The 13,123-nt window shown below is 71.1% G+C and carries 10 protein-coding genes; 9 read left to right on the forward strand and 1 reads right to left on the reverse strand.

Features of this window, described 5'->3' with window-relative positions; genetic code table 11:
* From IE212_RS31060 to IE212_RS31080, 5 genes are all read left to right on the forward strand, one after another.
* Positions 1 to 2,878: polymorphic toxin-type HINT domain-containing protein (locus IE212_RS31060; RefSeq protein ID WP_190201308.1), on the forward strand; the 2,878-nt coding region annotated here is incomplete at its 5' end.
* Positions 2,879 to 2,890: 12 nt separating this feature from the next.
* Positions 2,891 to 3,622, forward strand: a complete 732-nt coding sequence (locus IE212_RS31065; RefSeq protein ID WP_229864657.1) for a barstar family protein — start codon at positions 2,891 to 2,893, stop codon at positions 3,620 to 3,622.
* Between the two features lie 91 nt (positions 3,623 to 3,713).
* Complete coding sequence (locus IE212_RS31070) at positions 3,714 to 4,187, forward strand: hypothetical protein (RefSeq protein WP_229864658.1); 474 nt, start codon at positions 3,714 to 3,716, stop codon at positions 4,185 to 4,187.
* 97 nt (positions 4,188 to 4,284) lie between these two features.
* A complete protein-coding gene (locus tag IE212_RS31075) occupies positions 4,285 to 6,408 on the forward strand; it encodes a trypsin-like serine protease (RefSeq protein WP_190201375.1) in 2,124 nt (707 codons plus the stop codon).
* Positions 6,409 to 6,519: 111 nt separating this feature from the next.
* Entirely contained in the window at positions 6,520 to 7,440 is a 921-nt protein-coding gene (locus tag IE212_RS31080; RefSeq protein ID WP_190201310.1) for an alpha/beta hydrolase, read from the forward strand.
* A 79-nt stretch (positions 7,441 to 7,519) separates the two neighbouring features.
* Here IE212_RS31080 and IE212_RS31085 read toward each other — a convergent pair whose 3' ends face one another.
* On the reverse strand, positions 7,520 to 9,316 hold the full coding sequence (locus tag IE212_RS31085) for an AMP-dependent synthetase/ligase (protein ID WP_190201311.1): 1,797 nt from the start codon (positions 9,314 to 9,316) through the stop codon (positions 7,520 to 7,522).
* A 296-nt stretch (positions 9,317 to 9,612) separates the two neighbouring features.
* On the opposite strand from IE212_RS31085, the gene IE212_RS31090 reads away from it, so the two are divergent.
* From IE212_RS31090 to IE212_RS31105, 4 genes are all read left to right on the forward strand, one after another.
* Positions 9,613 to 10,410 carry a metallophosphoesterase family protein gene (locus tag IE212_RS31090; protein ID WP_190201312.1) on the forward strand — a complete coding sequence of 266 codons (798 nt, stop codon included), beginning with the start codon at positions 9,613 to 9,615 and terminating at the stop codon, positions 10,408 to 10,410.
* 111 nt (positions 10,411 to 10,521) lie between these two features.
* Positions 10,522 to 10,962 carry an SRPBCC family protein gene (locus tag IE212_RS31095; RefSeq protein ID WP_030249394.1) on the forward strand — a complete coding sequence of 147 codons (441 nt, stop codon included), beginning with the start codon at positions 10,522 to 10,524 and terminating at the stop codon, positions 10,960 to 10,962.
* 393 nt (positions 10,963 to 11,355) lie between these two features.
* Positions 11,356 to 12,531, forward strand: coding sequence for an ArsA family ATPase (locus IE212_RS31100; RefSeq protein ID WP_190201313.1), 1,176 nt, complete (start codon positions 11,356 to 11,358; stop codon positions 12,529 to 12,531).
* 52 nt (positions 12,532 to 12,583) lie between these two features.
* Positions 12,584 to 13,084 (forward strand): DUF5304 domain-containing protein, encoded by a 501-nt coding sequence (locus IE212_RS31105; protein WP_190201314.1) that lies wholly within the window; start codon positions 12,584 to 12,586, stop codon positions 13,082 to 13,084.
* Positions 13,085 to 13,123 lie beyond the last annotated feature (39 nt).

The following is a 13,123-nucleotide window of genomic DNA, read 5'->3' on the forward strand; positions in this document are numbered from 1 at the left end:
TGCGGCCAGGTCCGCGGCCGCCGCGACGGCGGCTGACGCCGCCCGGGCCCACGAGGCGCGGAAGGCCGCGGACAAGGCCAACGCCGCCGCCTCGGGGGCACGGAAGGCGGCCGACGCGGCCGACCAGGCCGGCATCGCCGCCGACAACGCCGCGAAGGCGGCCTCGGCCGCGGCCAGCGCCGGCGTGAACGCCGCGGCCGCCGCCGCTGCCGCCGCCGACGCCGGTCACTGGGCCGGTGAGGCGGGGGACAAGAGCAACGAGGCAGCCGCCGCGGCGGCCCGGGCCAAGCGGCTCGCCGACCAGGCCACCCGAGCCGCCAACGCCGCCCAGGCCAACGCCAGTCAGGCCGCCAAGGCCGCCCGGCAGTCGCGGGACGCGGCCAATGACGCCGCCGCGCACGCGACGGCCGCGGCGACGGCGGCCAACCTGGCCGCCGACAAAGCGAGCGAGGCAGTGGACGCGGCCAAGGAGTCCACCGCTGCCGCGAACGCGGCCACCGGGGCCGCCGACAACGCGCTGAAGGCTGCCGAGCAGGCTTCGGCCGTGGTGGAGCTGGCCCGCAAGGCCGATGCCGAGCGACTGGCCCAGCAGCAGGACGAGGAGGTCCTGGCCGCCGAAGAGGCCCGACGGGCCCACGAGGCCCAGAAGTCCGCCGCCGCGTACGAGATCGGACAGCGCCAGCAGCTCAGCGCCGACACTCAGAAGCTGATCACCGAGGCCGCGGCGGCCTCGGACCCGGCGGTCACGGCCGCCAAGGGGCGAAAGGCCGCGGTCAACCTGCTGAGCAGCGGCGGAAACTGGGTACGGGACGCCGCCGAGACCGCCCTGTCGGGCACCGACGAGGACGTCGCCGAGTTCGTCCGCGCCAGGCTGACCGTCGCCCTGGAACAGGACGACCGCGCCAGCGTGGCGCACATCGCCGCGACCACCACGGTCCCGGCCCAGCAGCAGGCCGCCCTGGACGCGCTCGGCCAACCGATCGACCGGGTGAGGGAGTTCCTGCGCACCCGCGCCTATCCGGGCAAGGAGGACGACGACCGGGTCGCCGTCGCCAAGATCGCCGCCCAGGGCGGCCCCGGTGTCAAGGCCGCCGCGAGCAAGGCGCTGGACGGTACCGCGGCGGACGTGGCGCGCTTCCTGGAGACCGGGCAGCACCAGGCCCGTGAGGACGACGACCGCGTGGCGGTCACCAAGGCCCTCGCCGCCGGCGGCCCCGAGGTCCAGGCTTCGGCACAGGCGGCACTGTCGGGACCGCCGTCCGGGCTGCGCAGCTTCTTGGACGTCGGGGTGCACAAGGCGCGGCAGCGCGACGCCAACGCCGCCGCCCATATGGCCGAGGTCAGCGTCCTGCTGAAGGCCGCCTACAAGTCGGCGCACCTCGCCCACAAGGACGCCGCCGAAGCCCAGAAGGTGGCTGCTCAAGCCCGCAAGGACGCCGCCAAGGCCGTCGAGTGGGCCGACAAGGCCAAGAAGTCCGCCGCACAGGCGGACACCTACGCCAAGGAGGCCGACAAGTCCGCCGACCAGGCCCAGAAGTCCGCCGACCAGGCCGCCGAATCCGCAAGGACGGCCAGGAACGCCGCGGCAGCCGCCCGGCAGGACGCCAGGTCGGCGGCTCGTTCGGCGGAACGCGCCCAGCACTCCGCCGCCGTCGCCGGGGACTACGCCTATCAGGCCGGGCTCGCCTCCTACGAGGCGGGCCTCGCCGAGGAGGCCGCGGGCAAGGACGCCGCTGCGGCCGCAAAGGCCCGGACGGAGGCCATGAAGACCGCCGCCGACAAACTCGTGGCGGAAATGAAGGCCCAGATCAAGCAGGAGGCCCAGGAGGCCAGCAAGCCCCTGTCCGACGACGAGCTCCGCAGGACTCTGGAAAAGCGGCTGGTGAGCGTCCGGCACAGTCTCATGTCGGAGGGTGACCTGAAGCCGGGTGAGACCCTCCTGGTCTGCGGCCTCGGCGGCGGCGGGGGCATGGGCTGCATCACCAGCACGTATCTGGACCGCCTGATCGCCTGGTTCGTGGGGGCTGAGGAGATCGAGAAGTGCCTCACCACCAAGTCGGCCAAGTGTCTGGACGACCTCGCCTTGAGCGCACTCAAGCTCAAGGTGCTCAAGAAGCTGCCGTGCCAGAAGAGCAGCTTCGTCCCGGGCACCCGGGTGCTGCTGGGCGACGGCCGGACCAAGGCGATCGAGGACGTCCGCGTCGGTGACAGGGTGCTGGCCACCGACCCCGACTCGGGCCGTACACGGGTCGAGCCGGTCGAGGCGACCATCACCAGCCGGGGCGAGAAGAAGCTCGTGCAGGTCACCGTACCGGCGCACGGCCCCGGACCGTCGGCGACGGTGACCGCCACGGACAAGCACCGTCTCTGGACGGAAGGTGCCACCGGCGCCTGGCGTGAGGCGGCGCAGCTCGACACCGGCACGGCGCTGAGGACGCCGGCGGGTGTGCGGGTGCCGGTCACCTCGGTGAAATCCTGGGCGGTGAAGGACCAGCGCGTCCACAACCTGACCATCGCGGACATCCCCACGTACTACGTGGTGGCCGGCTCCACCCCCGTCCTGGTGCACAACGACCGGTGCCCCAACGGGCGCCTGTCGGACGCGTTGCCCGACGGGATGAGCAACAACATCGCTTCGGCCTACGACTTGTACAAGCAGGGCAGGCTCGTGTCGCACGACGTCTACAAGGGAATCGAGCATCCGAAATGGAAGGGTGCCCTCGAGTACCGGGTGCCGGGTGGAAAAGAGAATGAAAGAATTCTGGTCTTGAAGAAGAACGGGATTGAGATCATCGGGTGGACGTCGACCCATTATCGGAAGATTCAGCGCTTCACTGCCCCGCATTTCCCTGACTGGGGCTGGAAGAAGAAACGTTAGAAAATGGGTGGCATGATTTCTTACCGACTGGTTGACCAGGAGTCCGGGAATGTCCTGCTGACGGCGGAGGGCATTCGAGACTTCTTCGTGGATCAGGACCTGGAGACAGCGCAGAGATTCACCTTCGTCAGAGTCCACCGAATGGAGATTACCCGGAGGAAGACCGAGGGAACGGAACTCCAGGTCGTCGATCGACACGGGAAGCCGCTCGGGGCGTACTACCTCGGGAGGGTTGTGGCTGCTTTCAGCGAAGCGCCGATCGTGAGTGACGATGAGCACCCGGACGTAGGTTTCTTCGGGTATACGTGCGAGTACCCGAAGGCCGGGGAAATCTGGAAGAAGTGGGCGGTGGGCGTCGAGCGTGGCGATTGGGCCCGACAGCCACCCGAATGGTACGGGAGTTGGCTGCACGTCGTGCAGACCGCCTGGTTCGCCTCGGGCAAACGGGCAACTCGCTACGACACCCGGGAGACAGTGTTCCTGGAGGGCGCTCAAATCATTACCAGGGACGCCTTCTTCTGCGCACTGGGAGAAGCAGTCAATGGGGTCGGCGGATATTTCGGATCGAGCCACGGTGGACTGATCGACTGCCTGCAGACCGCGCAGAGGGAACACGCTCCCCCATTTCGACTGGTGTGGCGCGATTTCGCCTCTTCGCGGCATGCCTTGGGGGACGAGTTCACCGACGCCGTGATGTCCGCGTTCCAGGAGCACGGCGTGGCAGTGATACCGGAGGAAAACTGAGCACGTGAGTGAGCGAATATCGATGAAGAAGCATGTTGTGATATCGGCGGGATCGCACCGTAAGAGACACATCGGCACTGCACTCGTGGCGGTGGCCGCAGGCACGGTGGCGTGGTGCGCGGTGGCGGGCGGGGCACCCGCCGGGCAGGACACCAGGTCCGGGGCGGTCGCCCCGGTGGTCGACGAAGCCCCCGGCTACGCCGTGGAGGACTTCAACCACCCTCAGGCCGACAAGATCCTCCAGGAGCAGGGCATCGTCCTCAAGCGCGGCGACGGCCACATCACGCTCGCCGACTGCGCGAGCGGTCCCGGCCTGCTGGAGGTGACGGCACGCGAGAAGGCCAGGATCTGCTTCGAGGTCGTGGGCACCTCCGGCTGGCTGACCATGGAGATTCCCGCCGTCTACGCGATCAGGGGCAACGACTACACGACCGAGGTCGACATGACCGTCGGGACCGAGAAGAAGTCGTTCGACATCGAGAAGAACACCTGGACCCCGGTCGGCGAGGGCAATGACGAGCAGGGCCGCCGGCACGTGCTCGTGGAGATCAGGACGTCCAAGTAGCGCTCAGCCGACCGACCCTGCCGATCCCTCATCAAGGAACCACGTGATACACCACTCCAGACCCGTGCGCGTGGCCGCACTGGGAGCTTCGCTGCTGATGTGGACCGCCGTCCCGGCCGCCGCCGTGACCGGGCCCCCGATCCCCGCCTCCGAGACCACGTACGCCTACGCGGCACAGGTCATCGTGGGTGACCATCACCGCGGTTGCTCCGGAGCCCTGGTCGGCGCCGAGTGGCTGCTGACGGCGGCCAGCTGCTTCGTCGACAACCCCGCAGCTGGCCTCGCGGTGCCGGCCGGCAAGCCGCAGCGGAAGACCACCGCCACCATCGGCCGCTCCGATCTCACCAGCTCCACCGGTGCAGTCCGCACGGTCGTCGAGCTGGTTCCCCGCACCGACCGGGATGTGGTGCTGGCCCGACTGGACCGCCCGGTCACCGGTGCCGCTCCGATCGCCCTTGCCACTACGGCGCCCTCTGCGGGCGAGGACCTGAAGCTCGCCGGGTACGGCCGCAGCAAGACCGAGTGGGCGCCCCTGAACCTGCACACCGGTACGTTCTCGGTGAACGCCGCCACCGCCACCACGGCCACGGTCACAGGCAAGGACGGCGTGTCCGCCTGCATGGGTGACACCGGCGGTCCCTTGGTCCGGGCGACGGGCGGCACGCACCAGCTGGTCGCCCTCACCAGCCGTTCCTATCAGGGTGGTTGCTTCGGTATCACCACCACCGAGACCCGCACTGGTGGCATCGCCGCCCGGGTCGACGACTTGGCCGCCTGGGTGCAGACCAGGACGGCCGCGGCCCGCATCACCGACTTCAACTGCGACGGCGTCCGCGACACCGCCATCGCCGACCCCGACGCCGCCGTCGGCGACGACGCGGGCGCGGGGCTGGTCCGGGTCGTGTACGGCGGTGGCAAGGGCACCGCCGAGATCACCCAGGACCTCGAGGCGGTGCCGGGCGGCTCGGAGGCGAAGGACCGGTTCGGCTCCTCGCTCGCCACGTACGACCACAACCTCGACGGCTGCACCGACCTGGTCGTCGGCACGCCGTCCGAGGACCTGGGATCGGCCGCCGACGCCGGCATGGTCAACATCCTCCACGGCGCCCCGGCGGGGCTGACCTCCGGCAAGGCGGCCGTCACCCTGGAGCAGGGCTCCGGCAGTGGTGCCCTCGCCGCGATGGCGTCCGAGGCCGGCGACCAGTTCGGCGCCGCCCTCGCCGCCGGCACCACGCTCTCGGGTGACCCTTACCTGGCCGTCGGCGCCCCCGGCGAGGACGCCGCCAGGGGTCTCACCGACGCGGGCGGAGTTGTCTACGTAAGCGGCACTGGCACCACCAACGTCCTGATCCACCAGGACAAGTCGGGTGTGGCGGGTGCGATGGAGGCAGGGGACAAGTTCGGTTCCGCCATCGCCGGTTCTCCGCAGCACCTCGCCGTGGGCGCCCCGGGTGAGGCCATCGGCACGCTGGCCGCCGCCGGGGGTGTCTCCCTGTTCAGCCACACCCTCAACGCCGACAAGCTGCCGACCGGTGTGACCGGTCTCGACCAGGACCTCGACACCGTCCAGGGGAGCGCGGAAGCCGACGATCGGTTCGGCGCCTCGCTGGCGCTGGTGCAGTACCGCTCAGGCGCCTCGGCGAACGGCACCGAGTCGATTCTGGCCGTCGGCTCGCCCGGCGAGGACGGCTCCCAGGCCGCCAACGCGGGCCGCGTCGACACCTTCCGTCTCACGGCCTCCGGGTTCACCCAGATCTCCGGCCTCTATCAGGGGGTCTCCGGTGTCCCGGGCGCCACCGAGGCCAATGACAACTTCGCCCAGACCCTGTCGGCCGTGAGTACCGCCCCGGGTGCGGTCAGCACCGCGCAGAACACCCTGCTCGCGGTGGGCGTACCCGGCGAGGACAGCACCGGCGCCACCGACGGCGGCACGGTCTACACCTTCAGCCTGACCAACGGCGCCTTCATCAACACGGTCTACCCGGGCAAGTTCGGCATCCCCGGTGCCCTCGGCAACGGGCAGAAGGTGGGCACCGCGCTCCACGCCACCGGTTCCGAGCTCTACCTCGGTCTGCCCAACGGGCCCGTCTCGTACGGCTCCGCGCACGCCGTGCCGTGGGGCAACGTCCTCAGCGGCGGCACCCAGCCGGTCACGACGTTCCAGCCGGGCACCGGCGGCCTGCCCGCGGCCGGTGAGACGTTCGGCTCCGTGATCCGCTGACGCGCCGAGGTCCCGGCCGCACCACGGCCGGTCCCGCGGCAGCTCCCAGCCGTCGCCGGACCGGCCGTTCACCCCTCTTCTTCTCTCTTCTTCGTCGGAAAGCACACACCCATGCGCCGCTTACTGCTGCCCGCGCTCGCCGCCCTCACCGTGGCCGGCGCCGCCGCCCTCTCCACCACCGCTTCGACGGCTCCGGCCGCCCAGGGCGCCCGCACGACACAGGAAGTGCAGGCCGGCGCCACGAAGGCCACCCATAAGTACGGCACCCACCCCCGTCAGAGCCTCGACGCCCACTGGAACGCGAGCAGCTCCGGGCCGAAGCCCGCGTTGGTTCTGATCCACGGCGGCTACTGGTACCACCAGACCGACTGGTCCTCCTCGGCGGAGCGCTTCGCGGCCGAGGGCTTCCAGGTGTTCGCCATCAGGTACCGGCTCAACTTCGAGGCCGGGTGGCCGGCCCAGCGCGACGACGTCGCCGACGCCGTCGCCTGGATCCGTTCCCACGCCGCCGACTTCGACGTCGACCCCGACCGTGTGCTGCTCCTGGGTTCCTCGGCCGGCGGCCAGCTCGCCACCGATGCGGCGACGCACGGCGCGGGCGCCCTGCGGCTCAAGGGCGTGGTCGCCCTCTCTCCCGTCGCCTCGCCCTACCGGGCGTGGAACGACGGCAACACCGCCACCGACGCCAAGAAGCGCAAACTCCGCGACAACTCGGCCATCCTCGCCCGCTGCTACCCCGACTCCGATGACACCTCGACCACGCTCCACCCCTCCTGCTGGGACACGTGGCGCAGCATGGTCTCCAAGAACTGGGTCGACCCGGCCGACGCCCCGATGTACCTGGTCCACTCCGAGGACGACTTCGTGCCGCCCGTCCACTCCAAGGACCTGGAGGCCACGGCCGAGGCCAAGGGAGTACCCAGCGGCCGGATCCAGACGCAGGTCGTCGCCGGGTCGGCGCACGGTGGATCCCTGCTGAGCGAGCCGGGCGTGTACGACCGCATCGTCGCCTGGCTGAAGAGCAAGGCATGAGGCCATAGGCGCGGGCGCCCTGCGGCGGCCGATCCGGACACCGTCCTCGCTCCGATCACGGCGCGAGGACGGCACCCGGTCACTTCGCGTAGATCGCCTCGATCTCGTGCGCGTAGTCCTTCGCCACCACGTTGCGCTTCAGCTTCAGTGACGGGGTCAGGTGGCCGGAGTCCTCCGTGAACTGGGAGGACAGGATGCGGAACTTGCGCACCGACTCGGCCTTCGACACGGCGGCGTTGCCGTCGTCGATCGCGGACTGGACCGCGGCCAGCAGGTCCGGGTCCTCGCACAGCGACGCGGCCGTGGAACCCGCCGGCTTGCCGTGGTCCGCGCACCAGCGGCTCAGGAACTCCTCGTCGATGGTGACCAGCGCGCCCACGAACGGCCGCCCGTCGCCCACCACCATGCACTCCGCGACCAGGGCGTGCGCCCGGATGCGGTCCTCGATCACGGCGGGGGCGACGTTCTTGCCGCCCGCGGTGACGATGATCTCCTTCTTGCGGCCGGTGATCCGCAGGTAGCCGTCCTCGTCGAGGGTGCCGATGTCGCCGGTGTGGAACCAGCCGTCGGCCAGCGCCTCCGCGGTCGCGCCGGGGTTGTTCCAGTACTCCTTGAACAGGTGGTCGCCGTGCAGCAGCACCTCGCCGTCGTCGGCGATCCGGACCACCGAGCCGGGCAGCGGCTGGCCGACCGTGCCGATCTTCTGCCGGTCCCAGGGGTTGAACGCGGTGGCGGCGCAGGACTCGGTCAGGCCGTAGCCCTCCAGGACCGTGAAGCCGATGCCGCGGAAGAAGTGGCCGAGGCGCTCACCCAGCGGCGCGCCGCCGGAGATGGCGTACTCGCCCCGGCCGCCGAGGACCGCGCGGAGCTTGCTGTAGACGAGCTTGTCGAACGCCTTGTGCTTGATCTTCAGGCCGAAGGACGGGCCTGAGGGGGTGTCCAGCGCCTTGCTGTAGGCGATCGCGGTGTCGGCGGCCTTGTCGAAGATCTTGCCTTTGCCGTCGGCCTGCGCCTTGGCCCGCGCCGAGTTGTAGACCTTCTCGAAGACGCGCGGCACGCCCAGGATCAGAGTGGGGCGGAACGCGGCCAGCTCGTCGGTGAGGTTCTTGATGTCCGGGACGCAGCCGAGCTTGATCGGCGCCATCATCGGCGCGATCTGCACCAGCCGCCCGAAGACGTGCGCCAGCGGCAGGAAGAGGAGCACCGAGCACTCGCCCGTGCGGAACAGCGGACGCAGCCGTTCCACGATGTTGCCGCACTCGGCGAAGAAGCTGCGGTGGGTGAGCACACAGCCCTTGGGGCGGCCGGTCGTGCCCGAGGTGTAGACGATGGTGGCCGGGTCGTCGGCCTTGGCGATCGAGCTGCGCTCCTCGACCGTCTCGTCGGTGACGTCCTGGCCGAGCCGGCCCAGCTCGTCGAGGCCGCCGCCGTCGATCTGCCACACGTGCTTGAGCGCGGGAAGACGGTCGCGGACCGACTCGACGCCGGCGGTGTGCGCCTGCGACTCCACGATGCACGCGGTCGCGCCCGAGTCACCGAGGATCCACTGCACCTGCTCCGGCGAACTGGTCTCGTACACCGGGACGGTCACGGCGCCCGCGCTCCAGATCGCGAAGTCCAGCAGCGTCCACTCGTAGCGGGTGCGGGACATCAGGCCCACCCGGTCGCCCGGCTGGATCCCGGCGGCGATCAGCCCCTTCGCGGCCGCGTGCACCTCGGCGAGGAAGGTGGTGGCCGTGACGTCCTGCCAGTTGCCACCGACCTTGCGGGCGATGACGGCGACGTCCGGGTGCTGCGCGGCGTTTCTGCGGACGATGTCGGTCAGATTCCCGTCCGCGGGGACCTCGTACAAAGCCGGAAGGCTGAACTCGCGCAAGACTGCTGCTCCTCATAGGGCGCCGGCGCCACGACGGTGTGTGCTGCGACGGTGCGGTCCAAGGCTCGGGCAGGTGCTCGGTCATTCACATGTTGAAATCCAGAGCACGACTGGACTGCCCGGACGTTACCCGCCGGTATGGCTTCCACGACAGGGGGCCCGTCGAGATGTTCGCTGCGTCACACAGTTGGGTATTCCATTGCGCACAGTAGTCCACGCGCTAACTGACTGGCCAGTAACCGCAGGTAGCTCCGCCCCTGTTCACAAGGGCCGCGCTCGGCCTACGCTTGATCGTCATGGCACCCACACCAGCCGGAAACCGCAGGACGCGCGTACACGTGGTCAGCGACGTGCACGGCAACGCCCGGGACCTGGCCAGGGCCGGCGAGGGCGCCGACGCGCTGATCTGCCTGGGCGACCTCGTCCTCTTCCTCGACTACGCCGACCACTCGCGCGGCATCTTCCCCGACCTGTTCGGCGTCGAGAACGCCGACCGCATCGTCGCGCTGCGCACCGCCCGCCGCTTCGAGGAGGCCCGGGAGTTCGGGCGGCAGCTGTGGGCCGGCATCGGCGAGGACCGGGCCTCGGTGATCGAGAAGGCGGTGCGCAAGCAGTACACGGAGCTGTTCGCCGCGTTCCCCACTCCGACGTACGCCACCTACGGCAACGTCGACATGCCGCCCCTGTGGCAGGAATACGCCGGCCCCGGCACCACCGTCCTCGACGGTGAACGCGTCGAGATAGGCGGCCGGGTCTTCGGCTTCGTGGGCGGTGGCCTGCGCACGCCGATGCGGACGCCGTACGAGATCAGCGACGAGGAGTACGCGGCGAAGATCGAGGCCCTGGGCGAGGTCGACGTGCTGTGCACGCACATCCCGCCCGAGGTCCCGGAACTGATCTACGACACCGTCGCCCGCCGCTTCGAGCGCGGCAGCCGGGCCCTGCTGGACGCCATCCGCCGCACCCGGCCCCGCTACTCCCTCTTCGGGCATGTCCACCAGCCGCTGGTGCGGCGGATGCGGATCGGGGCCACCGAGTGCGTGAACGTGGGGCACTTCGCGGGGACCGGGACTCCGTGGGCGCTGGAATGGTGAGGACGCCCCAGGTCGGGTGAGATCGGCGGGTCCCGTGCGCGGTAGCCTTCACGCTGCACACACGTGCGCACGACGACCTCATAGCGGCCCGTATCTGGAGGAGCCACGGCGATGGCGGAACACACCAGCTCGAGCATCACCATCGAGGCGGCCCCGGCCGACGTCATGGCGGTCATCGCCGACTTCGCCCGCTACCCGGACTGGACCGGCGAGGTGAAGGAGGCGGAGGTCCTCAAGACCGACGAGCAGGGCCGCGCCGAGCAGGTCCGCCTCGTCATGGACGCCGGTGCGATCAAGGACGACCAGGTGCTCGGGTACACCTGGACCGGCGAGAACGAGGTGTCCTGGACGCTGGTGAAGTCCCAGATGCTCCGTTCCCTGGACGGCTCGTACATCCTCAAGCCGGCGGGGGCGGGTGGCACGGAGGTCACGTACGCGCTGACGGTCGACGTCAAGATCCCCATGCTGGGCATGATCAAGCGCAAGGCGGAGAAGGTCATCATCGACCGGGCGCTGGCGGGTCTGAAGAAGCGGGTGGAGTCGGGCAAGTAGGGGCCGCGCCGGCGGGTGTGCCTGTGCTGTGGCGGGTGGGCCGCGTCTGCGGGGTGCCTGTGCTTTGCCGGGTGCGGCTGTGTCGTGGCTGGTCGCGCGGTTCCCCGCGCCCCTGGGTGGGCTGAGCTGCGCGGGTGTGCCTGTGCTGTGGCGGGTGGGCCGCGTCTGCGGGGTGCCTGTGCTTCGCCGGGTGCGGCTGTGTCGTGGCTGGTCGCGCGGTTCCCCGCGCCCCTGGGTGGGTTGAGCTGTGGGCAGTCGTGGCGCTGGGGCGATGGGGGCCCCTGGTCGAGCGGAGCCGAGAGATTGGGGGAGGCCCCGCATCGCCGGGTTGAGCGACGGCCCCGCCCAGCGGCATCACCAGGCATCTGGTCAACGCCGGTAGCGTTCAGACCCATGCGCACCATCCTGATCACCGGCCCCGGCGGCAGCGGCCGTACCACCCTCGCGGCCGCGACCGCCCTGACCGCGGCGGCGGAGGGCACGAACACCCTCGTCCTGACCACCGACCGCACGGACACCCTCGGTGCCGCCCTGGGCGTGCGGACCGGCCCGGCCCCGGTGGAAGCCGCCCCCCGCCTCGCCGCCTGGCGCCCCGACCCCGCCCAGGACTTCCGCGAGGACCTCACCGCCCTCCAGGACCGCGCCTCCACCGCGCTGGACCTCCTCGGCGCCTCCCGCCTGGACCCGGAGGAACTCAACCCCCTTCCCGGCGCGGACGAACTCGCCCTGCTGCGCGCCCTGCGCGCCGCCGCGCTGTCGGAGTCGTACGACCTCCTCGTCGTCGACCTGCCGCCCCTCCCGCAGGCCCTCGCCCTCCTCGCCCTGCCCGAGGAACTCCGCCGCTACCTGCGCCGTCTCCTCCCGCCCGAACGCCAGGCCGCCCGCGCGCTGCGCCCCGTCCTGGGCCGGCTCGCCGGCGTCCCCCTGCCCGCCGAGTGGCTGTACGAGACGGCCGCCCGCTGGGACCTGGAGCTGGCCGCCGTCGAGGCGGTCGTCGCCGACCGCGACACCGTCGTACGCCTGGTCGCCGAGCCCGGCCCGGCCGGGTCCGACGCCCTTCGCGCCGCCGGTCTCGGCCTGGCCCTGCGCGGCCTGCGCACCGACCTCGTCGTCGCCAACCGCGTCCTGCCCGAGGCGTCCCCGGACACCTGGCTGGCCGGCCCCGTCGCCCAGCAGCGCAAGACACTGGAGGAGTGGCGCGAGAAGTACGACGTCCGTCCCGTCGCCCACCTCGGCCGCGACCCGCGCGGCGCCGACGACCTCACCGCCCTGGACGTGCCCGGCGCCGACCGGGACATCCCCGTCGCCCCGCTCGAGTGGCCCGTGACCGACCGGATCGGCGAGGACGGCGTGCTCGTCTGGCACATCCCGCTTCCCGGCGCCATACGCGACGAACTGGACCTGGTCCGGCGCGGCGGCGAACTCGTGGTCACCGCGGGACGGTTCCGCCGCGTCGTCCCGCTGCCGTCCGCGCTGCGCCGCTGCACCGTCGCCGGGGCCGCCCTGCGCGACGGCGAACTGAGCATCCGCTTCGCCCCCGACCCGAAGCTGTGGCCGCAGTCACGCTGAGTACGCCCGTTCGGGTAACGTCGTAGGGACGAACCGTAGTCAGGAGTCCGTCATGAGCGAAGAGCTCCCCCCGTCCCACGCCGCCCGTGAAGAGGCCGCGGACGAGGTGCGGGCGACCGACGCCGACGCCTGGGCGACCGCGTGCGCCGAGGACCTCGACGCGGAGAGGGCCCGCCGTCGTGCGCAGTACGGCGCGCCCCAGGGCTCCGCGGCCGAGGAACTGAAAAAGCTCGTCGACGCCGTCGCGGACAAGCTGTCCGGGATCCAGTCCCCGCTGTTCGGCGCGGTCGCGGGCCCCGCCGCCCAGCAGGCCGTACGGCAGGTCGTCCAGCAGGCCAAGGACGCCGTGGAACCGGTCATCGAACGCAACCCGGACGTCTTCGAGCACCTGGCCGCCGCCGGGAACGAACTGCTCGCCGCCTACCGCTCCGCGGTCCAGGCCCAGGAGCGCCGCTGGACCGGCCGCCACGACCAGGACGACCCGCGCGACCAGGACGAGCGCCGTGGCCCGGGCGACGACGACGGCCCCGGCGAACGCATCGACCTGGACTGACCCTCGGGCCGGGCCCCGGTCCCGTCACCGGCCGAGCCC

This window comes from Streptomyces djakartensis, from assembly GCF_014651075.1.
In the GTDB taxonomy this organism is placed as follows: domain Bacteria; phylum Actinomycetota; class Actinomycetes; order Streptomycetales; family Streptomycetaceae; genus Streptomyces; species Streptomyces djakartensis.

Excerpts from the sequence above, each read along its gene's own strand:
- IE212_RS31065 (WP_229864657.1), top strand. The coding sequence starts at position 2,891 with ATGATTTCTTACCGACTGGTTGACCAGGAGTCCGGGAATGTCCTGCTG.
- IE212_RS31075 (WP_190201375.1), top strand. The coding sequence starts at position 4,285 with ATGTGGACCGCCGTCCCGGCCGCCGCCGTGACCGGGCCCCCGATCCCC.
- IE212_RS31080 (WP_190201310.1), top strand. The coding sequence starts at position 6,520 with ATGCGCCGCTTACTGCTGCCCGCGCTCGCCGCCCTCACCGTGGCCGGC.
- IE212_RS31090 (WP_190201312.1), top strand. The coding sequence starts at position 9,613 with ATGGCACCCACACCAGCCGGAAACCGCAGGACGCGCGTACACGTGGTC.
- IE212_RS31095 (WP_030249394.1), top strand. The coding sequence starts at position 10,522 with ATGGCGGAACACACCAGCTCGAGCATCACCATCGAGGCGGCCCCGGCC.
- IE212_RS31100 (WP_190201313.1), top strand. The coding sequence starts at position 11,356 with ATGCGCACCATCCTGATCACCGGCCCCGGCGGCAGCGGCCGTACCACC.
- IE212_RS31105 (WP_190201314.1), top strand. The coding sequence starts at position 12,584 with ATGAGCGAAGAGCTCCCCCCGTCCCACGCCGCCCGTGAAGAGGCCGCG.